Raw genomic sequence first — 21,088 nt, forward strand, 5'->3', positions numbered from 1 at the left:
CTCAGCCCTTCGAGAACATGGACAGCATGCGGCGGGTGACGGCGAAGCCGCCGAAGATGTTCACGCTCGTCAGCAGGATCGCCACGAACGAGAGCGTGGTGACGACCGCGCTCTCGTGCCCGATCTGGAGCAGCGCTCCGATCACCACGATCCCGGAGATCGCGTTGGTGACGGACATCAGCGGTGTGTGCAACGCGTGGTGCACCTTGCCGATCACGTAGTAGCCGATCACCACGGCCAGCGTGAACACCGTGAAGTTCGCCGCGAGTTGCGCCGGCGCGAAGGCGACCAGCGCGAACATCGCCAGCATGCCGGCGCCGATCAGGGCGAAGCGGGCCGACGGGGTGAGCCGCGACTCCTTCGGTTGCGCGGCGGCCACGGGGGCGGGCCTGGGGGCGGCCGGGGCCGAGACGGCCACCGGCGGCGGAGGCCAGGTGACCTCGCCCTCGCGCACCACGGTCACCGCCCGCTGGACCACGTCGTCGAAGTCGACGACCAGCCGCCCGTCCTTGCCGGGCGTCAGCAGCTTGATCAGGTTCACCAGGTTGGTGCCGAACAACTGCGAGGCCTGGGTGGGCAGCCGGGACGCGAGGTCGGTGTAGCCGATGATGGTCACGTCGTTGTCGGTGACCACGATGCGGCCCGCGACGGTTCCCGCGACATTGCCGCCCTGCGCGGCGGCCATGTCGACGATGACGCTGCCGGGCTTCATCGCCGCCACGTCCTCCTCCGTCAGCAGACGCGGGGCGGGGCGCCCCGGGATCAGCGCGGTGGTGATGACGATGTCGACGTCCTTCGCCTGCTGGTGGTACAGCTCGGCGGCGGCGCGGTCGTAGTCGGCGGAGGTCGCCTTGGCGTACCCGTCGGTGCTCTCCTCCTGGGCGACGTTCACCCCGAGGTATTCGCCGCCCAACGACCGTACCTGGTCGGCCACTTCCGGCCGTGGGTCGGTAGCCAGCACGATCGCGCCGAGACTGGAGGAGGCGCCGATGGCGGCGAGCCCGGCCACACCGGCCCCGGCCACCAGCACCTTCGCCGGCGGGACCTTGCCCGCGGCCGTCACCTGGCCGGTGAAGAAGCGCCCGAACACGTGCGCCGCCTCGATCACGGCCCGGTAGCCGGCGATGTTGGCCATGGAGCTGAGCACGTCCATGGACTGCGCGCGCGAGATCCGCGGTACCGCGTCCAGCGCCAGTACGGTGATGGGCCGGCCGGCGAGCTCCGCGAGGAGGTCGGGCCGCTGGGCCGGGCCGATCAGCCCGATCAGCGTCGCGCCGTCGGGCACGCGCGCGATCTCGGCCGACGACGGGGAGTTCACCTTGAGGACGACGTCCGTCCGCCAGGCGTCTCCGATCCGTGCGCCCGCCGCGCAGTAGGCCTCGTCCGTGAAGCCCGACGCCGTACCGGCGTCCGACTCGACGACGACCTCGTAGCCCAGTCCCACCAACTGACGCACGGTGGCGGGCGTCGCCGCGACACGGGTCTCCCCGGGGGTGGACTCGGCGACTACTCCGATGTGCTGGGGCGGGTGGTGGGCCGATTCTTGTGCGGGCATGGCGATGTCTCCCTCGGGGGGCGCAAATGTGCGGGCACGAATGTTCGATCAGGGGGAGTCCACGCCCCTTGGACGCAGGAACTTACATGCAGGAGCTGCCTGTTTGGCACAGGGCGCCGCCGTGACTTGTTTCACGCAAGGCATGTTGCGGACAACACGACGACCGAGGCGCCCGGATACCGCTCTGAACAGGCTCCCCGCCGTTTCGGCGCCTCAGGAGTGGGTAGAGGGAGGGACCTCGGCCGATCTCGCCGATTCCCTCTGCGGACACCGGAATTCCCGACAATCAGGGCGACCGGGGCCAGGCTCTACCGGGCGGCGCCTCCGGCCGTCAGGACTCGTGGGCAGGCTCCGGAGTCGCGTGCGTGTGAGGAAGCGGGGCGGTCGCGGCCGGCAGCCGCAGTGCGAACAGGGCCCCGCCGGACGGAGCCTCGCCGACGGTGAGCGTGCCGCCGTGGCGCCGCACCACGTCGCGGGCGATGGCCAGGCCCAGCCCGGCGCCGCCGTCGTCGCGGGCGCGCGCGTCGTCCAGCCGTACGAACCGCTCGAAGATCCGCTCACGCTCCGTGCCCGGCACACCGTCGCCGTCGTCCGCGACCGTGAGGACGACCTGGTCGCCCTCGTCCGCCACGCGCACGACGACCTCGGTGCGCGCGTGCCGCTGCGCGTTGTCCAGGAGATTGGCGATCACCCGGGACAACTGACCCCGCGATCCCGTCACTTGACGGGCCCCGCCGGAAGGGAAGGACACCGGCGTGCGACCCGGGGGGCGGCGGCCCGTCTCCTCGCCGACCAGCTTGCCGAGGTCGACCCGCCCCTGTCCCGGCCGTTCTCCGGCGTCGAGCCGCGCGAGCAGCAGCAGATCGGCGGCGAGGTGCTGCAACCGCTCCGTGTCCTTGACCGCGCCGGGCACATCCAGCAACTGCGGGTGTGCCGAGCCCACTTCGAGCTGGGTGCGCAGCGAGGCGATGGGGCTGCGCAGCTCGTGGGAGGCGTCGGCGACGAAGCGGCGCTGGCGGTCGACGGCGGCCTCCAGCGCGGTGAGCGTCTCGTTGGTGGTGCGGGCGAGCCGGGCCACCTCGTCGTGCGAGGCGGGTTCCGGCACACGCCGGGAGAGGTCCTCGGAGGCGGTGATCGCCGCCATCTCGCGCCGGATGCCCTCGACGGGGGCCAGGGCGCGCCGTGTCACCAGCCAGGTCACACCGCCGACCACCAGCAGCACGAGCGGCAGTCCCGCCAGCATCGCCACCGCGGCGCTGCGGACGGCGCTCTCGCGCGCCGTCAGGGGCGCCCCGGCGTGGACGAGCACCGTCCGCCCGCCGAGATCGGTGGCCTTGACGGTGGCGAAGCGGTACGGGGCACGCCGCCCGTCGATCACGGCGTGACCGGAACCCTCCTGGACGGTGTCGCCGATGGTCCCGATGGCCGGGTCACCGGCCTGGGGCGTCGGGCCGCCGCTCGCACCGTGGTCGTCCGCGCCGTGGCCGTCCGTACCGTGGTTGTCCGTACCGCCGTCGTCCGAGCCGTGGCTGCCCGAGCCGTTGTCGTCGGAGGCACCGTCGTCGCCACCGCGGTCCCGGCCACGGCCACGGCCACGGCCGCCGCCGTGGTCGTCGGCCGACGTGGTGCCGAGCTGTGTGGCGGGGGCCGGAGCCGGTGTCGGGGAGGCGGACACGGCCGGGGAGGAGGCGGCGGGGGAGGCGGTGCTCCGCGGCACACGGACGGCCGTCACTCCGGTGCCGCTGATGCTCTCCAGCCCTCCGCCGACGGCCAGCAGACGGCCCTCCTCGTCCGTCACCTGCACCGGCACTCCCTCCCGCGCGCCCTCCGGCAGCGTGAGCCGGGCGTCACCTCCGCGCCAGGTGGCCACCCCGAGGGCGATCCTGCGGGCCGTGTCGTTGGCCTCGTTCTGCGCCTGCTCGGTGAGGTTCACACGCAGGGACACCAACACCGCGATCCCCGCGCCGACCAGCGCGACCGTCACCACGGCGGTGGCCCACAGGACCATCGTGGCCTTCACCGAACCGAACAGCCGCCGTGTCATGAGGCCACCATCCGGTAGCCCGCGCCGCGCACGGTCTGGATCGTCTCCGTGCCGAGTTTCCGGCGCAGGGTGCTGACGTACACCTCGACGATGTTCGGGTCGCCGTCGTAGGCGAAGTCCCAGACGTGTTCGAGGATCTCGGGCTTGCCGACCACCTGTCCGGCCCGGGTCGCGAGCTGTTCCAGCACGGCGAACTCCTTGGCGGTGAGCGTCACTTCCGTCTCGTCCCGGCACACCCGGCGGGTGGCCGTGTCGACGACGAGACTCCCGACGCGCAGGACGGGTGACGCGCCGGAGGAGCCGCTGCGGCGCAGCAGCGCCTTGACTCGTGCCACCAGCACGACGTACGAGAACGGTTTCGTCAGGTAGTCGTCGGCGCCGGTGTCCAGACCTTCCGCCTCGTCGTACTCGCCGTCCTTGGCCGTGAGCATCAGGATCGGCACCTCGTGGCCCGCCGCGCGCAGGGCCGCGCAGACCCGATAGCCGTTGAGGCCCGGCAGCATGATGTCGAGCACGACCAGGTCGTACACGTCCTCGGAGGCCAGCCGCAGGCCCTCGTTCCCGTCGTGCACGACGTCCACGGCGAAACCCTCGGCCCGCAGGCCCTTCGCCAACGAGAGCGCGAGCCGCGTCTCGTCCTCCACGATCAACAGGCGCATGTGCCCAGCCTCCCAAACGGAACCTGAAGGGATCTTCAGGTGGCTTCAGGTCCCCTTCAGCTTTGCCCAGGCACATTGGCGTCACCCAGCAAGCAGGACACAGAAACTACACAGGCCGGGCAGTTGTCCGGTCGGGGAGGCTCGACATGAAGCGCACCGCATCCATCACCACAGCCCTCGTGGCCGCCGTACTCGTCGGCGGCGGCGGATACTCGGCGCTCGCGACGGGCGGCACCGACCGGCACGGCGGCGGTCCCGAGGACCGGCCGTCCGCCACGGCTTCGCCGGCACCCTCGATGTCACCCTCGTCCCACTCCCTGACGGCCGCCGAAGCGGCGGCCGCCGCGCGCAAGCGGTACCCGGGAACGGTCGTCGGGGTCGAACGCGACGCGGACCACTCCGGTCACTGGGAGGTGCACCTCGTCGGCGCCGACCAGGTGCGCCGCGAGGTGCGCGTCGACGTCCGCACCGGCGCCGTCACCCTGGACCGGAGCGGCGACGACCGTCATGGCGACGACCGCGTCGTGCGTTCGGGAACGGACGACCACGGCGCGCCCACCGCCGGAGACGACCACGGTCGTGGAACCCGCGGACAGGACGACGCTCCGGGTGACGACCACGGCGTCCACGTCGGGGGTGACGACCACCCGAGCGCGGGGGAGGACCACGGCGGTGACGACGGTGGGCGTGGCCGCGACCGGCACCGGGGCGGCCACGGCGGCGACGACCGCTGAGGGCTCTCCGACCTCCCCGGTAGAGGCCCGGCACGACGACGACCCCTCCAGATTGGGGAGGGGCGGGTGCCCAAGACAAGGCTGCCGGGACGGCGGCGCGTTGGGCAGGCTGGCGTCCGCTCATCGCTGCCGACCGCCCGGCGCAGCCCGGTCCGGGTACGGCCAAGGAGGGGACGTCGTCATGAGTAAGTTCGCGCGGGGCGGAGGCAGGCGCAAGGCCGCCGCCGGCCTCGTCATCTCGGGCATGGTGATCAGCGCTTCGGTCGCACCGGTCACCGCCCACGCGGCCGTTCCGGCCTTCCCGGACAACATCACCATCTTCCCGGACCGGGACTTCGTCTCGGTCGACGGGTTCTCCGAGTACGCGGGCAAGCAGGTCACCATCGAGGTGCAGCGCCCGCATGCCGGCCTCGTCGGCTCGGCGAGCGGCACCATGGCGTCGGCGGAGTCGATCGCGGCGGGCAACCCGGCCATCGAGGTGAACCACCCCGGCGGCCTGTGCTGGGGCGCGGGCGGCGGCCTCCAGGTGACGCCCGACATCCGCGCCGGTGACGTCGTGTCGGTGAGGTTCGGGGGCGTGGTGGCCGCCGACGCCACGGCCCTCGATGTCGGCGTCACCGGAGGCGCCCTGACCACGCCGACGACCCTGGTGATCCACGGGCGGCTCGGACCCGAGGTCGACCCGGCGTTCCTGGAGCACCGGATCATCGAACCGGCCCTGCGGAACACCGAGGTGGCACGGCGCGACGTACGGGCCCGTTCCGGGCGCCCTGGCGAACGCGCCGAAGGGCGGCTACTCCTCCGGCCTGCGCGTGGCCGCGGACGGCGGCTTCACCGCGACGTACGAGTTCCTGAACGAGAAGACCGCGGCCGTCGCGGCCGATGGCCTGTACACCGTGTCGACCTGGCAGGACCAGGACCCCGACGGCAACACCCAGGGCGAGACCATCTCGGAGTTCGGCGAGGTGGGAGGACCCGGGATGGGCGGCTGCCCGGCCGGAGCGGTCCAGCAGGGACCGGCGGCGCCGACCGGAGTCGTCGTGCACGACCAGGGCGACACGACCGAGGTGAGCTGGACCCCGTCCGCGCCGACCCCGGGCGCGGCGCCGATCCTCGGCTACACCGTGCGGGCCGTCGACCGGCTCAGCAAGAAGGGCGTGCAGGGCGAGACCGGCGTCCGCGTCAACGACCCGGACGCGACCTCGGTGACCCTGCCGGGTTCCGTCGAGGGCAAGCGGATCGAGGTCCGGTCGTTCGGAGAGGCAGGTGAGTCCTGGCCGCCCGCGCTGCCGGGCGCCACCGCGTCGGCGGACTCCACACCGCCGACCGTCACGGCCAAGCCCGCCGGCGGCCTGTACACGGCCGACACCACGGTCACGCTCAGCGCCGACGAGGCGAGCGCCGAGATCTACTACACGCTCGACGGCTCCGACCCGCTGGAGGCGGGCACCACCGGACCCGTGGCGACGCTCTACACCGGGCCGTTCGACCTGAAGGCCTCCGACGGGCCCAGGACCCTGCGGTTCGTGGCCTTCGACGCGGCGGGCAACGCCTCGCAGGCGCGGATGGAGAAGTACACCTTCGGTGCGGCCAAGGCGCCGGGCGCTCCGCAGTCGGTGACCGCGCAGGGCTCCAACGCGAGTGCCACGGTGCGGTGGACGGCACCCGCGGACGCGGGCACCTCCCCGGTCACGGGCTACGAGATCACCGCGACGCCCGCCTCCGGTGCGCCCCTCACCACCACGGCCGGAGCCAGCGCGTCCAGCGTGCTGCTGACAGGGCTGAAGAACGACACGAAGTACACCGTGAGCGTCGTCGCCGTGAACGCGGTCGGCAACGGAGCGGCGTCCACCTCGGTCGAGGTCACGCCCAAGGCGCCCGCGGTCGACAAGATCGCGATCACCCTCGCGAAGTGGAAGTCCGGAGACCTCCGACTCGAAGGCACGGGATCGATTCCCGGCGCGTCGCTGACCCTGCGGATCGGCGGGCCGAACGGTGAGGTCTTCGCCTCCGCCGTGATCGTGCAACCGCCTGCCGCGGGCGCCGTCAACGGCACCTGGAGCCTGCGGCTGCGCACCGGCCCCGCCACGACCAGGAACCCCAGTCCCGTCCACATCTCCTCTGACAAGGGCGGGGTCCTCGAATCGGTGACCGTGCCGAACGGTTAGCCGGCCGACCGGCGCCCCGGCGGGGAGTGTTCGTCGTGCCGCGAACACCGACCGGCCGGGCGCCCGCCGGGGCAGGGCGGCCGAAGGCATCCCCTCCTTCGCAGGCCGTACCTGTCCTGCCGGGCGGCCGGTGGACCCCCTCCACCGGCCGCCCGCACCCCGCCCGTCCGGTCGTGTCCCTCAGCGGTGCGTTCAGGAACACCGCGAGCCGCCCCGCGGCCGGGAGACACGACCGCCGCGAGCCCCACCGCACCTCCGGCACACACCGCAGTACCGAGAACCCGAGAAGACCAGGGCACCCGCGACTCCATGGGGGAGGGCGGGGTGCCCGAGCCGCCGTCACGGCGGCCCACCATGGGGGTGAACCCAGCACATGCACGACAACGCGCTGTCCAGGCGTGACCTGGTGAAATACGGCGTCCTCGCGTCCGCGGCCCTGGCGCTGCCGTTCGAACGCGTCGTACGCGCCAAGACGGCTTCGGACCGGATCGCCGTCAGCAAGTTCCCCAAGCCGTTCACCGTGCCGTTCGCCGTACCGCCCGAGGCGGTACCGGTCGCACGGTCGAGCACCACCGACTACTACAGCGTCACCATGCGCAGTGCGCTGACCGAGATCCTGCCCGGCATGAAGACCGAGACCTGGTCGTACGACGGGACGTTCGGCGGCCCGACGATCCGGGCCACCCGGGGCCGGCCCGCCGTCGTCCGGCACATCAACCAGCTGCCCGCGGTGCATCCGCGCCTGGGGTACGAGTCGTGGACCTCGGTCCATCTGCACGGGTCGGCCTCGCTGCCGGAGTACGACGGCTACGCCAGCGACGTGACCCGCACGGGCGAGTACAAGGACTACCACTACCCGAACTCCCAGGACGCGCGCACGCTCTGGTACCACGACCACGGTGTGCACCACACGGCCGAGAACGCCTACATGGGCCTGGCCGCGATGTACACGATGCACGACTCCCTGGAGCAGTCGCTGCCGATCCCGCACGGCCGCTACGACGTCCCGCTGATCGTCCGCGACGCCATGTTCGACCGCGACGGACAGCTGCTGTACGACGACGGCGGCCACTCCGGGGTCTTCGGCGACGTGATCCTGGTCAACGGGCGGCCCTGGCCGGTGATGAAGGTCGAGCGGCGCAAGTACCGCTTCCGGATCCTCAACGGCTCGATCTCGCGCGGCTACCGGTTCTCGCTCAGCACCGGCGACCCGTTCGTCTTCATCGGCACGGACGCGGGCCTCATGCCGCAGCCCCTACTCCAACGAGCCCCAGGCCATCGGCATGTCCTTCCCCCTCAACGACGACGTGCGCAGGACCATCGACGGGCACGCCGGCTGGGCCGACCTCACCGACCTCTCCGACGAGGAGAACATCACCGAGCCCCACGGCGGCACCCGCCTGGTGGAGGTCTACGTCCCCCTGGACCTGGACTCCGGCGAACGGCTGGCCCTGGAGGTGTACTCCACCGACGAGCGGGTCGCCACCGCACGCGAGGAGCTGATGCGGACCCTCGTCCCCTTCTCGATCCTGGCCCTGCTGCTTCTGCTGGTCGCCCAGCTCCCGGTCTCGGTGCAACTGCTGCGCCGGGTGAGCCAGGCCGACGCGGAGCGCAGCCGGCTGCTCCGCAAGGCGCTCACCGCGTCGGAGCGCGAGCGGCGCGCGATCGCCCGCGATCTGCACGACGGTGTGGTCCAGGACCTCGCCGGTGCCGGGTACGCGCTGGCGGCCGTCCGGTCCGACCTGCCGGCCGGCACCCCTGCGGCCACGGGCGGCATGCTCGACCGGATCTCCGAGGTGCTGCGCGGAGCCGTCGGCTCGCTCCGTACGCTGATGGTGGACATCTACCCGCCGGACCTGATCGAGGACGGACTCCCGCAGGCGGTCGAACTGCTCGCCGAACGTCTGCGCCGGGAGGGCATCACCGTCTCGCCGACCGTCTCCGTGCGGGCCGCGCTGGGGCCGGATCTCGTGGCGGCGGCCTACCGCTGCGCCCGCGAGTGCGTCACCAACATCCTCAAGCACTCCGACGCCGGCCGGGCGTGGATCGACGTCACCGGCGACCAGGACCACCTGCTCGTCGTGGTCACGGACGACGGGAAGGGACCGGGCAGCGCGCTCGGCACCACCGGCCATCTCGGACTCCAGCTCATCCGGGACACCGCGAGCGAGCTGGGCGGCGAGGTCACGGTCACCGAACGCGCCGACGGCGGCACAGAGGTGCGCACCGTGCTGCCCCTCCCCTCCTGACCCCCTCGTTTTGAGGGGGCCCCGCCCCCCAAGAGCGAGGCTGCCGGTGACGGCGGCGGGGCGACACCCTGGACGTGCCGTCCGGCCAGTGCACCAGGGGGAGAACGGATGCGCCGCATCGTCACCACGCTCGGCCTCGCGCTGTGCGTTCTGTTCCTCCAGACGCTGTCCCCGGTCCCGGCCTCCGCGCACACCGGCCTGCTGTCGAGCGAACCCGCCGCCGGCCAGGTGCTCCCGCGCCTGCCCGCCCAGGTCGCGCTGACGTTCCGCCGGCCGGTGACCGCGGGCGCCGACGCGGTGCGCGTGTTCGACGACCACATGCGCCGGACGGACCTCGGCGGCCACCCGGACGACCGGCGGCGGCAGACCCTGCGCACGGCCCTGCCCGGCAGTCTGCGCGCGGGCACGTACTCCGTCGCCTGGCAGGTGACGTCGGCCGACGGGCACCCCGTGGCGGGCACGTTCCGGTTCTCCATCGGCACGGCCACGCCCGTCCTGGGCGCCGTGCCTCCCCTCGGCGGCGAGAACGGTGCCTGGGCCGGCCGGCTCCTCGGGGCGGCCCGGGCGATCGGCTACGCCGGACTCGCCCTCGGACCGGGCGTCCTGCTGGCCGCGCTGTGGCTGTGGCCCGTCGGACTGCGCCACCGCAGGATCCGCTTCCTGGTGTGGGGCGGGCTCGCTCTGCTGGCGGCCGGCACGCTCGCCGTCCTGACCGTCCACACCGTCTGGGCCGACGGCAGGCCGCTGGCCGAGGCCTGGTCAGGCTCGGACGCGCATCAGCACGCGGCGACCGCCGACCTGGCCTACGCGGTGCGCTTCTACGCCCTGCTGGCGCTCGGCGCCGCGACCATGGCGGCCACAGCCTGGGCCGCGAGGGACAGGCCCCCCAAACCGCTGGTCCTCGCGGCCACCGCCGCGGTCGCCGTGCTCTGGGGCACCTGGCCGCCGACCGGGCACGCCGTCGACGGCCGGTACGCACCGCTCGCCATGGCCGCCGATCTCGTCCACCTGGCCGCCATGACGCTCTGGCTGGGCGGACTCGCGCTGCTCGCGGCCGCCCTGCCGCGCCCCGCACTCCTCGGCGAAGCGGCCGCCGTGCTGCCCCGGTTCTCCCGGCTGGCGTTCACCGCCGTCGTCGCCCTCGTCATGACGGGGACCTACCAGGCCTGGCGGGAGGTGGGTTCCGCGGGCCACCTCCTCGACACACGGTTCGGCCGGCTGCTGCTGGTGAAATCGGCGGGGGTCTGCGCGATCGTCGTGCTCGGCGCCCTGGCCCGCCGCTGGGTCCACCGGCACGCCATCCGCCCGGCACCCCTTCCCCCGCCGGCCGCCGAGGCGCCTGGCACGACGCTCACGCTCACCGCACCGGCCCCGCCCGCGCCGCCGGACGCCGCGCTCGTACGAAGCCTGCGACGGGGTCTGCTGGCCGAACTGCTCGTCGCGGCCGCCGTACTGGGCGTCACCGCGGCCCTCGTCACCAGCGCTCCGCCCGCGTGACCACGAAACGCCACCGGGCCCGCCCCCCGAGCACGCCCGCCCCGATCCACCCCGCTCCCGCACCGCCCGCCCGTAAGCCGGGACGCCCTGAGAGGAACCGACCCATGAAGCTCCTTGCCCCCGCCCGGACCGCCGCGGCACTGATCACCGTGGCACTGCTGCTGGGGACGGCGGCCCCGGCCTGGGCTCATGTGCACGTACATGCCGACCAGGAGGTGGCCCCCGGCGCGAGGGATGTGGAGACGACGTTCCACGTGCCGAACGAGAAGGCGTCCGCGCGGACCGTCGGCGTGCGGATCGAGGAACCGCGGGGCGTACGAGGGGTGCGCACGGAGCGGGTGGCGGGCTGGACCGTCGAGCCGGCAGGCGCGGGCGAGGCGGCCAGGACCGTCGGCTGGTCCGGCGGGACGATCGGCGGCGGGAACGGAGTCGACTTCGTCGTCCACATCGACCGCCTGCCCACCGGGGTGACGGAGCTGGCCTTCGTGGCACGGCAGGAGTACGACGACGGCGAGGTCGTCATCTGGGACCAGAAGACGGTGGCGGGACGACCCGAACCGGAGCACCCCGCCCCCGTGTTGAGCCTGACGGGGGAATCGGCCGCCGATGCCGTGACGCGTGCCGCGACCGGCCCGGACGCCTCCTGGACGGCGGCCGTCGTCTGCGGGGTGCTGCTCCTCCTGGCGGCGGTGGGGCTCCCGTTGGCGCGGTCCGCGGCGAGACGGCGTGGCGCCGCGGCGCGTTGAGGCGCCGCCGCCGCTGACGGCCTGTCCTCGATCCTGCGTCCGGGTCTCGAACACCCGTCCCGCGCAGTCGAGTTGAGCCTTCGGGTTCGGAGCGGGGGCCCGGCTCCGACGCACTATCGTGTAAGGCATGTCCGCCCCTGAACTGATCCGCATCGTCTCCCGTGATTCGCCCATGGCCCTGGCCCAGGTGGAGCGCGTCCGTGCCGAGCTCGGGGTGCTTCATCCCGGTCTGCGGACCGAAGTGATCCCGGTCAGGACGACCGGAGACAAGTGGATGGGAGACCTGTCCAAGGTCGAGGGCAAGGGGGCGTTCACCAAGGAGGTCGACGCGGCACTCGTCGCGGGGGAGGCCGACCTCGCGGTGCACTGCGTCAAGGACGTGCCCGCGGACCGGCCGCTCCCGGCCGGCACGACGTTCGCCGCGTTCCTCAAGCGGGACGACATCCGCGACGCCCTGGTCCACCCCGGCGGCCTGCTCCTCGACGACCTCCCCGCGGGCACGCGGATCGGGACCTCCTCGGTGCGCAGGGTCGCCCAACTCGCCGCCTCCCACCCGCAGCTGGAGTGCGTGCCGTTCCGCGGCAACGCCAACCGCCGCCTGGACAAGCTCGCTTCGGGCGAGGTCGACGCGCTGCTGCTGGCCGTCTCCGGACTGGAACGCATCGGCCGCACCGACGTGATCACCGAGATCCTGTCGACCGAGACGATGTGCCCGCCGATCGGGGCCGGTGTCCTGGCACTCCAGTGCCGTGAGGCCGACACGTCCACGATCGACGTCGTCAGCGGCCTGAACGACTCCGCCACCTATCGGGAGGCCACGGCGGAACGGATGTTCCTGCACGTCCTCCAAGGTCACTGCAACAGCCCGATCGCCGGATACGCTAAGGCGTCCCGGGGGGATCTGTCGCTGCGCGCCTGTGTGTTCACCCCGGACGGCAAGACCGTCCTGAACGCTCACGAATGGGCCGGGCGCCTCAGCCCTTCGGACCTCGGAGCCTCCGTCGCGCTGGCCCTGCTGCGCCAGGGCGCCCGCGAGCTGATCGACGACATCGCTCACTGACACGGGGACAGCGGTGCGACCGCCCATGAGGGCGACCGCACCGCTGTCCCGTTTCCTCTGTGGCTGCCGCGTCGGCGGCGCGGAGCCCGAGGTCAGCTGGTGAAGGTGAACCAGTTGACGTTGGTGAAGTCCGAGGTGCTGCCCGAGAAGACCAGGTAGACGTCGTGGACTCCGGTCGCGGAGGCGAGGATGTTCGCCGGAACGGTCTGCCAGCTCTGCCAGCCGCCGCTGTTGGCGAAGCTGATCTCGGCGATCTTCGTGCCCGTGGTGCTGTCGAGCCGTACCTGGACGGCACCGCTGACACCGGCGGCCGCGCCCGACGCCAGCCGCGCCTTGAACTGGGCCGGAGAGGCCGAACCGAAGTCCACGGAGGAGAACTTCAGCCAGTCGCCGTTCGCGATGTAGCCCACGTCGCTTCCGCCGCCGGTGTCGGAGCAGCTCTCGGTGGTGGTCCCGCTCTGTGCCGAGTAGGACTCCGCCTGGATGGTGCTGTAGGCGCTGACGTTGCCCGAGCCGCCTCCGGATCCTCCGCCGGAGCCGCCGCCGGCGCCCAGGGTGATGCTCCAGGAGGTGGGCGCGCCGTCCTGGATGTGCCCGTCGACGGGGGCGGAGCCGGTCGGGCCGACGTCGTCGTAGGGGAACGCGTAGCCGATGCTGGCGTACTTGTGGACCAGTCGCGCGTAGTGGTTGGTGATCGGGTCCGTGTAGTACTGCGAGGGTGTCACGCCGTCGGGGTTGTTGTTCCCGCCCGTGACCAGCAGCGTGCTGCGGTTGATCGCGGCGGCGAGCCGGGCGGCGATCGCCCCGCGGGCGTCTCCCCCGGAGTTGTAGAGGGGACCTGAGGCGCAGCCGAAGATGTCGACGGCGCTCGGCTTCGTGAACGGCACGCCGTTGGTGTTGAGACCCGAGAAGACGATGGCGTTGCCCGAGACGGTGCCGGTGTAGGAACCGATGCTGCCCTGGCCGTTGATGGTCAGCGGGGTGGAGGCGTAGTGGCTCCAGACCCGGTTCAGGTAGTCGTTCCAGTAGCCGCCGAAGTCCACCGGTGAGTGCGCGGGCGCCATCACACGGAGCACTCCGCCGGAGGAGTCGCTGACCACGAGCCGGTCCCAGGGGGCACCGTCGGAGGCGTGCTGTGTCTGGAGGCCGGAGGCGATGGAGGCGAGGGCGCCGGCGGGCAGCGGACTGACCGACTGGTTGCCTCCGCTGCCGGTGCTGGCCATCGAGATGGGCAGCGCGACCATGTCGACGTACGAGATGTTGGCGTACAGGTTGGCGCTGTTGAACGTGAACTCGCAGAACGTCCAGTTGGTGGCCCAGTTGGGGTCCGAGCTCACCAGGGCGGGCTGCACCACCCCGGGCGGGGAGCCCGGGTTGACGAAGAACTGGAGTTTCTGTCCGACCGAGAACCAGACGCGCCCGCCGATGATGTAGTCGGTCAGCGTGATGGTCCTGGCGGCCGAACCGGAGGCGCCCAGCGCGATCGAGTAGTCGGCGATGGGGGTCACCGGTGACGAGGGGCTGGGCAGTCGGTTCAGTGCGCCGTTCGCGGAGACGAAGACCGGCCAGCCGCTGCTGTCGGTGCCGGATATGTAGGCGTAGACGGTGTCGTGGCCGGAGTTGTTCGCCAGTTTCACGGGGAGTGAGACTCCCGCTGCCGCCGCTGTGGACATCAGCGGCGAGATCGGTGAGAACGGGCTGAGCACGGCCGTGCCGGCGACGGCAACGGCTCCGGACAGGAAGGAACGTCGGGAAACCACGGGGGCCCTCCCGGAGGGGGTGATGGTCCGTCAATGACGAGACCGTTGGGGGGAGTTGTGTGCTGTGGGGTTCTGTGCGGTGGTGACGCTATTGGACTGGACCAATGCAGTCAAGGTTGCGGAACTGTTTCTTCCAGGTAACGGGTGCTCGCATGTGATCGAACACGTCGGCCCCCGCCTGCCCGTGCGAAGCGCACGGGCAGGCGGGGGCCGGAATTCGAGCGGTGTCACGGGAGGCGGGCCGTATGATCAGCGGTGGGGCAGGGTTCGTAGCGCAGAGGTCGTCGCGCCTTCACCTCATGTGGGAGGACGCCGGTTCGAATCCGGCCGGCTCTGTCCCGTTCACCGCCGGGCGCCACCCGAGTTCGGGGGCGATCAGGTGCCGTGTGTCGTGGAGGATCTGCTCGTACTCCTCGCGGTGGAACTCGTAGGGCAGCTCCAGCCGCAGCTCGGACACCTGGGCGAGGGCCGGGTCGGCGGTCAGCTGTTCCAGGATCTGTTCGGCGGTGCCCACCACATCGGGGGCGAACAAGGTCCGCTTCGGGCCCTGGGGCGCGAGGGTCCGCGCGTGACGCCCGGCCGCGTAGGCACGGTAGCGGGCCCGGCCGGCCGCGTCCGCGCTGTCCAAGGGCACGATCACCCGCCCCAGCGCCACCCGCGCCGGACGTTCCGCGCTCTGGGGGGTCAGCGCCCGGCGGTACTCGGCCAGCAGGTTCAGCTGGGCCGTGGTGAAGTCGTCGGTTCCCTCGCCGGTGACGATGTTGCCGGTCAACAGGCCGAGGCCGCTCTCGCCGGCCCAGCGGACCGATCGCAGGCTTCCCCCGCCGTACCAGATGCGCCGGGCCAGACCGGGAGTGTGCGGCTGAAGCCGGGGGCGCTGGACGTTGCCCGGCGAGTGGATGACCGCGTCCGGTCCGCCGAGGTACTCGCCGCGCAGATGGTCGAGGACACGGGCGATCCTGCCGTACGACAGGTCGAAGCCCCGCCAGTCCCCGTCGTGCACGAGATCGCCGAGCAGGTCGGCGTGCGGCATCCCGGTGCTGAAGCCGATCTGGAGCCTGCCCCGGGACAGCACGTCGGCCAGCGCCAGATCCTCGGCGAGGCGGAAGGGGTTCTCGTAGCCGATCGGTATGACGGCGCTGCCGAGTTCGATCCGCTCGGTGCGCTGTCCCGCGGCGGCCAGGAACACGGCGGCCGAGCCCACGCCGTGTTCGAGGTGCCGCTGTCTGATCCAGGCACCGTCGAAGCCCGCCGCTTCGCCGAACTCGAACAGCTGGAGCGTCTCCTCCAGTCCGGTGTACGGGTCGTCGTCGGCGAAGTTGCCCGGGGTGAGAAACGCCAGGGAGGTGATGGCGGGGGTGGTCATATGACGTCGGTCCTCAGCTCGTGTCGGTCTCGGGGGCGGGGAACTCGTATACCGGAACCCGTACGCGTCCCTCGATCCCGACGGGCGTCGCCGACGGCGGCGGTCGAACTCCCCTTCCTCCGTGACCTGTTCATAGGTCGCGGCACCACATCGGCGCCAAGGGCGGCAAGCCGGAGACGGCCGGCCGCGGCAGGAAGGAGAGGCCACGGACGGCCGCCGTCACGGCCGGGCAGGCACGGTTCAGGAACCGCCGCGTTCGCGCGGGATCCGCTGGCCCGCCTCGATGCCCACGGGCAGCCGGTTCTCCGCCGGGGGCAGCGGGCAGGTGGCCAGGTCCGTGTAGGCGCACGGCAGGTTCGCGGCGCGGTTGAAGTCCAGCACGACCGTGCCGTCGGCCGTGGGCGGCTCGACGGACAGGGACCGGTTGGCGGCGTAGGTGGTGACCCCGGAGGTCGCGTCGGTGAACAGCACGGACAGCGAGCCCGGAGCGTGGCCGGGGAAGGCGGTCAACGACAGCCGGTGGCCGTCCAGTTCGAACTCGATCCGGCCGGGAGCGTCGTACACGTGCTCCAGGCCCTCGACCGCGGCGCCCACGGTGGTGGGCCGCGGCCGGTCGAACGGGACGTAGCGGCCCGTCACCGCCCAGCGCGGGTCGGGGGCGTAGGCGGGCGTTCCGGTGAAGGCCGTGCGCAGCGGAGCGTCCGGGTGCCGGGGGCGCACGATGTCCTGGCCGCCCCGTTTGGCGACCTCGATGACGGCGTCCTTCCAGAGCGCGTCGACGCCGCCGCGTTCGGGCAGCACGCCGAAGCGGTGCTCACCGCGCACCGGTGTTCCGTCGACGACCAGTTCCTCACCGTCGTCGAGCGTGACGACGACGCCCTCGGGGCCGGTGTGCCAGGCACCGGGAGCGTCGGGGAAGCGCTGCGGTCTGTCGTCGAGCCAGTGCAGGCCGGTGATCGCCAGGAACCCGTGCGGATCGGCGAGCCGGGCCTCCTGACCGCGATACCACTCCAGCCACTGTTCGGTGAAGGCGTGAAGGTCTGCTGTGGTTGCCTCGGTGGTCATGAACTCTCCTTCGATGCAAGGGGTTCGCGCTCGCGCGGGGATACGGGGATCCGGGAGAGCGACGGGGTGGTCGTGCGGGACGCGGGGTCGGGGAGGACGGGACACGCTGACGCCTCGGGGTCGCCAACGGTCATGTCCGTTGGAACGAGCGGCCGACGAGCGCGCATTCCGCTCCGGTGTGACGGCTTCATGTCAGTCGTGTGACGTGAGACCGGCCGGTCCGCGGGCCAGGGGCGGGGCGCGCGGGGCGATCGTGACGCGTCCACTGGGCGCCCGGAGCGGAAGCCTGGAACTCAGAGGAAGCTGAGAGATTCCTGTGCGAGGCTGGCGCGCCCGATCATGACGGTGTCTACCCACCCTTCCCGAGGAGTTGTCGATGAGCCTGGTCAACGGCCTGCCCGCGCACGTCCTGCTGGTGCATTTCGTGGTCGTCCTCGTCCCCCTGACCGCGCTCGCCCTCGTGGCCTGCGCGATATGGCCCCAGGCGGCCCGACGCCTGGGCCTCGTGCTGCCGCTCCTCGCCCTGGCCACGCTCGTGAGCGTGCCGCTCACCTCGAACGCCGGTGAATGGCTGCAAGGACACGTCGGCGACAACGCCCTGGTGCGGCGCCACGCCGAACTCGGCGACGGCCTTCTTCCCTGGGCCGGGGGCCTGTTCATCCTGGCGGTCGCCGTCTGGTGGTCGGTCGGCCGTGCCGCGGCGTCCGGAGCGTCGGAGCCCGTGCGCCGGCCCGGCACGTGGGTGCGGATCGCGGCCGCGGCGCTGTCGCTCATGGTGGCCACGGGCGCCGTCGTGGACGTCTACCGCATCGGCGACTCCGGGGCGAAGGCGGCCTGGCAGAACGGCTTCTCCAAGAGCGCCTCGGGCCGAGGCGACCAGGGCTGACGCACGGCCGGCTCGCCCCGCCCACGCGGCTCGCCGCCCTTCCGGTGGCCCTGAGGCCGGGGGAACCCATCAGCCCCGCGGCTCCGCCGGCCCTTGCCGCCCGGCGTCCACCGGAGGAAGGAGTTCCCGCACGAGCGCCCCGACCTGGTCCACCTCGATGAGGAAGCCGTCGTGCCCGTACGGCGATTCGATCAGCCGGAGACGGTCGGCGGAGGGGATGCCCGCCGCGAGCTCGGCCTGCTGCGCCGGTGGGTAGAGACGGTCGGAGCCGACCCCCGCGACGAGGGTCCGGGCGGTCACCCGGCGCAGGGCCGCCCGCACGCCCCCGCGACCCCGGCCGATGTCATGGCTGTTCATGGCCTCGGACAGCACGACATAGCTGCCCGCGTCGAAGCGGCGCACCAGTTTGTCGGCGTGATGGCCGAGGTAGGACTCGACCTGGTACCGGCCGCCGTTCCAGGGGTCCTCGGCCCCCTGGGGCGTACGTCCGAAGCGGCCATCGAGTTCGGGCTCGCTGCGGTAGGTGACATGGGCGATCCGCCGGGCCAGGCCGAGTCCGGTGTGGGGACCGCGGCCCGTGTCGTGGTAGTGGCCCCCGAGCCAGTCCCGGTCGGTGCGGATGGTGCGCAGCTGGATGTCGGCCCAGGCGATCTGCTCGGCGCTGGCCGCAGCGGTCGTGGCGAGCAGCAGGAGCGCACCGGTGCGCCGGGGATGCGACACCGCCCATTCCAGCGCCCGCATCCCACCCATCGAACCGCCGATCACCAGCGCCCAGCGGTCGATGCCGAGGGCGTCGGCGAGACCGGCCTCGGCCGCCACCTGGTCGCGTTGGGTCAGGAAGGGGAAGTCGCCGCCCCAGCGGTGGCCCTCGACTCTGAGCGACGAGGGCCCGGTACTGCCCTGGCAGCCGCCGAGGACGTTCGGTACCACCACGAACCAGCGGTCCGGGTCCAGGGCGCGTCCCGGTCCGACCAGGCCCTCCCACCAGCCCGGGGTGGGGTGTCCGGATCCGGCCGGTCCGGCGACGTGACTGTCCCCGGTGAGGGCGTGCAGGACGAGGACCGCGTTGGAGGCGTCCGGCGCGAGCCGTCCCCAGGTCTCGAACGCGAGCCGCGCACCTGGCAGTTCACCACCCGTCTCCAGGGGAAGCGGCTTCTCATGGTCGTACCACTGGCGACGCCCCGGAGGGTCCCCCTCCCGCCAGGCGCCCGTGGCCGGCGGGAGGGATTGCTGATGAGTCGTCACTATGGCGTTCAGGACGCGCTCTTGGCCGCGCGGAAGCCTGCCTCCAGGTCCGCCTTGAGGTCGGCGAGGCTCTCGATGCCGACCGACAGGCGCACCAGACCGGGGGAGGCGCCGGTCGCCGCGAGCTGGTCCTCGTCGAGCTGACTGTGGGTGGTCGACGCGGGGTGGATGATCAGGCTGCGTACGTCGCCGATGTTGGCGAGATGGCTGAACAGCTCGACCGCGTCCACGAACCGCTTGCCCGCCTCCACGCCGTCCCGCAGTTCGAAGGAGACCACGGCACCGGCGCCGCGCGGCAGGTACGTCCGGCCCGCCTCGTACCAGCGGCTGGATGCGAGTCCCGGATAGTGGACGGCGGCGACCTCGTCGCGGCCCTCCAGCCACTCGGCGAGCGCCTGGGCGTTCGCCGAGTGGCGCTCGATGCGCAGACTCAGCGTCTCCACACCCTGGAGCAGCAGGAAGCTGGAGTGCGGCGAGAGCGCCGGGCCGAGGTCGCGCAGCAGCTGGACCCTGAGCTTGACGGCGAAGGCGCCGGGGCCGAGGGCCGGCCAGTACCGCAGCCCGTGGTAGCTCGGGTCCGGCTCGGTGAAGTCCGCGAACCGGTCGGTGTGCGCGCCGAAGTCGAAGGTGCCGCCGTCGACGACCACGCCCGCGATGGTGGTGCCGTGCCCGCCAAGGAACTTGGTGGCCGAGTGCACGACGATGTCCGCGCCGTGCTCAAGGGGCCGCAGCAGGTACGGAGTCGGGACGGTGTTGTCCACGATCAGCGGCACCCCCTCGGCGTGTGCGACGTCCGCGACCGCCCGCACGTCCAGCACGTTGCCGCGCGGGTTGCCCAGCGTCTCCGCGAACAGCGCCTTGGTGTTCGGCCGGATCGCCGCCCGCCAGGCCTCGACGTCGTCGGGGTCGTCCACGAAGGACACCTCGATGCCCAGCTTGGGAAGCGTGTGCCGGAAGAGGTTGTACGTGCCGCCGTACAGCGACGTACTGGAGACGATGTGGTCGCCCGCACTCGCGAGCGTCAGGATGGCCAGCGTCTCCGCCGCCTGTCCGGAGGCGAGCGCGACCGCCGCGACTCCGCCCTCCAGCGCGGCGATTCGCTGCTCGAAGACGTCCTGGGTGGGGTTGTGGATGCGCGTGTAGATGTTGCCGGGCTCGGCCAGCGAGAACAGGTCGGCCGCGTGCTGGGTGTCCCGGAACACGAACGACGTCGTCTGGTAGATCGGCGTCGCCCTGGCGCCGGTCGTCGGGTCCGGTGCCGCTCCGGCGTGGATCTGCTTGGTCTCGAACGACCATGCCGAGGTGTCGGGCCCCGCGGGCGCCTCGTCCGGGGTGTGGCCGGCGGTGACGGAGTCGATGGGCTGGCTCATGGTGCTGCTCCTTGTACGGAGAGTGAGAACGGGAGAGTGTGAACGGGCAGGGTCAGGGAGTCACGGCGCCGCGGACCACTGCCGGTACGGCAAGCGGCGCCCGGCACGACGCGAACGCGCCGCGACGCGGCGAACGCGACGTGGTGAGGGAGATGCGGTGAAAGGGCCGCTCGGCGCAACGCGGTGGAAGCGACGCTCAGCGCGACGCGGTGAACGAGACGCCGGTCAGAAGCCCGAGCGTGATGTCAGCTCGTGGCCGGACAACCGGTGGTGGTGACACGCACGTAGTCGACGTGGCGGCGGGTCACGAGCACGGTCATGAGCCCAGGTAACCACATGGCGGCGTCACGAACCAGCCGGACAGGCGAGTTTCATCAGGTGTCGCCGGCCATCGGAGAGGCGCCCGGTGTCCGCCATGCAAGACCCGTACCGAATTCCTTGACCACCGATGTGACCGTCTGCTGAACTCCCGTTCCATGAACCCGCGCGTGGACCTGACCCGGCGGCGCCACATCGATCTGGCGCACGTCGCCAGTGCGTTTTGTTGTCGCTGACCCGGTAGGCCGTCCCGGCAGCCGGTACGCCCCCGCTGTGCCCGTCGGACTGACGCGGTGTCAAACCGTCCCCGACGTTCGGCTGTTCCGCGGGATCATCGCGTCCGGCGCCTGAGTCGCGTCCATTGCC

Annotated in this window: 14 protein-coding genes, 1 tRNA gene and 2 pseudogenes; 9 read left to right on the top strand and 8 right to left on the bottom strand. The window is 72.1% G+C overall.

The window, feature by feature from the left end:
* Window position 1: 1 nt before the first annotated feature.
* The 3 genes and pseudogenes from ACZ4AA_RS17420 to ACZ4AA_RS17430 all read right to left on the bottom strand — a co-directional run bounded on the left by ACZ4AA_RS17420 (window position 2) and on the right by ACZ4AA_RS17430 (window position 4,258).
* Window positions 2–1,555 (bottom strand): Re/Si-specific NAD(P)(+) transhydrogenase subunit alpha, encoded by a 1,554-nt coding sequence (locus tag ACZ4AA_RS17420; RefSeq protein WP_467602231.1) that lies wholly within the window; start codon window positions 1,553–1,555, stop codon window positions 2–4.
* Between the two features lie 331 nt (window positions 1,556–1,886).
* Window positions 1,887–2,942, bottom strand: a pseudogene (locus ACZ4AA_RS17425) (sensor histidine kinase); the annotation flags it as partial.
* A 653-nt stretch (window positions 2,943–3,595) separates the two neighbouring features.
* A complete protein-coding gene (locus tag ACZ4AA_RS17430) occupies window positions 3,596–4,258 on the bottom strand; it encodes a response regulator transcription factor (protein WP_467602233.1) in 663 nt (220 codons plus the stop codon).
* Window positions 4,259–4,404: 146 nt separating this feature from the next.
* Between ACZ4AA_RS17430 and ACZ4AA_RS17435 the strand changes: the two genes are divergently transcribed.
* From ACZ4AA_RS17435 to hemC, 7 genes and pseudogenes are all read left to right on the top strand, one after another.
* Window positions 4,405–4,992, top strand: coding sequence for a PepSY domain-containing protein (locus tag ACZ4AA_RS17435; RefSeq protein ID WP_467602235.1), 588 nt, complete (start codon window positions 4,405–4,407; stop codon window positions 4,990–4,992).
* A gap of 812 nt (window positions 4,993–5,804) precedes the next feature.
* On the top strand, window positions 5,805–7,160 hold the full coding sequence (locus tag ACZ4AA_RS17440) for a fibronectin type III domain-containing protein (protein ID WP_467602237.1): 1,356 nt from the start codon (window positions 5,805–5,807) through the stop codon (window positions 7,158–7,160).
* 625 nt (window positions 7,161–7,785) lie between these two features.
* Window positions 7,786–8,061, top strand: a pseudogene (locus ACZ4AA_RS17445) (multicopper oxidase domain-containing protein); the annotation flags it as partial.
* Window positions 8,062–8,443: 382 nt separating this feature from the next.
* Complete coding sequence (locus ACZ4AA_RS17450) at window positions 8,444–9,409, top strand: sensor histidine kinase (RefSeq protein ID WP_467602239.1); 966 nt, start codon at window positions 8,444–8,446, stop codon at window positions 9,407–9,409.
* A 108-nt stretch (window positions 9,410–9,517) separates the two neighbouring features.
* Window positions 9,518–10,906 carry a copper resistance CopC/CopD family protein gene (locus ACZ4AA_RS17455; RefSeq protein WP_467602241.1) on the top strand — a complete coding sequence of 463 codons (1,389 nt, stop codon included), beginning with the start codon at window positions 9,518–9,520 and terminating at the stop codon, window positions 10,904–10,906.
* Between the two features lie 104 nt (window positions 10,907–11,010).
* Entirely contained in the window at window positions 11,011–11,652 is a 642-nt protein-coding gene (locus ACZ4AA_RS17460; RefSeq protein ID WP_467602243.1) for a DUF1775 domain-containing protein, read from the top strand.
* A 127-nt stretch (window positions 11,653–11,779) separates the two neighbouring features.
* Window positions 11,780–12,712, top strand: coding sequence for a hydroxymethylbilane synthase (hemC, locus tag ACZ4AA_RS17465; RefSeq protein WP_467602245.1), 933 nt, complete (start codon window positions 11,780–11,782; stop codon window positions 12,710–12,712).
* A 92-nt stretch (window positions 12,713–12,804) separates the two neighbouring features.
* Here the strand turns inward: hemC and ACZ4AA_RS17470 are convergent, their stop codons facing one another.
* Window positions 12,805–14,472 carry a beta-1,3-glucanase family protein gene (locus tag ACZ4AA_RS17470; protein ID WP_467602247.1) on the bottom strand — a complete coding sequence of 556 codons (1,668 nt, stop codon included), beginning with the start codon at window positions 14,470–14,472 and terminating at the stop codon, window positions 12,805–12,807.
* A 262-nt stretch (window positions 14,473–14,734) separates the two neighbouring features.
* Here ACZ4AA_RS17470 and ACZ4AA_RS17475 point away from each other — a divergent pair.
* Window positions 14,735–14,808 (top strand) — tRNA-Met (locus ACZ4AA_RS17475).
* Here the strand turns inward: ACZ4AA_RS17475 and ACZ4AA_RS17480 are convergent.
* Window positions 14,765–15,838, bottom strand: coding sequence for an LLM class flavin-dependent oxidoreductase (locus tag ACZ4AA_RS17480; protein WP_467602490.1), 1,074 nt, complete (start codon window positions 15,836–15,838; stop codon window positions 14,765–14,767). The genes ACZ4AA_RS17475 and ACZ4AA_RS17480 overlap by 44 nt on opposite strands.
* A 240-nt stretch (window positions 15,839–16,078) precedes the next feature.
* Window positions 16,079–16,903, bottom strand: coding sequence for a DUF1684 domain-containing protein (locus tag ACZ4AA_RS17485; RefSeq protein WP_467602250.1), 825 nt, complete (start codon window positions 16,901–16,903; stop codon window positions 16,079–16,081).
* A 376-nt stretch (window positions 16,904–17,279) separates the two neighbouring features.
* On the opposite strand from ACZ4AA_RS17485, the gene ACZ4AA_RS17490 reads away from it, so the two are divergent.
* Window positions 17,280–17,789, top strand: a complete 510-nt coding sequence (locus ACZ4AA_RS17490; protein WP_467602252.1) for a DUF2231 domain-containing protein — start codon at window positions 17,280–17,282, stop codon at window positions 17,787–17,789.
* Window positions 17,790–17,858: 69 nt separating this feature from the next.
* On the opposite strand, the gene metX is transcribed toward ACZ4AA_RS17490, so the two are convergent.
* Both metX and ACZ4AA_RS17500 read right to left on the bottom strand, forming a co-directional pair.
* Window positions 17,859–19,034 (bottom strand): homoserine O-acetyltransferase MetX, encoded by a 1,176-nt coding sequence (gene metX / locus ACZ4AA_RS17495; RefSeq protein ID WP_467602254.1) that lies wholly within the window; start codon window positions 19,032–19,034, stop codon window positions 17,859–17,861.
* A gap of 8 nt (window positions 19,035–19,042) precedes the next feature.
* Window positions 19,043–20,404, bottom strand: a complete 1,362-nt coding sequence (locus ACZ4AA_RS17500; RefSeq protein ID WP_467602256.1) for a bifunctional o-acetylhomoserine/o-acetylserine sulfhydrylase — start codon at window positions 20,402–20,404, stop codon at window positions 19,043–19,045.
* Window positions 20,405–21,088 lie beyond the last annotated feature (684 nt).

This window comes from Streptomyces sp. NPDC024698 (assembly GCF_055559015.1).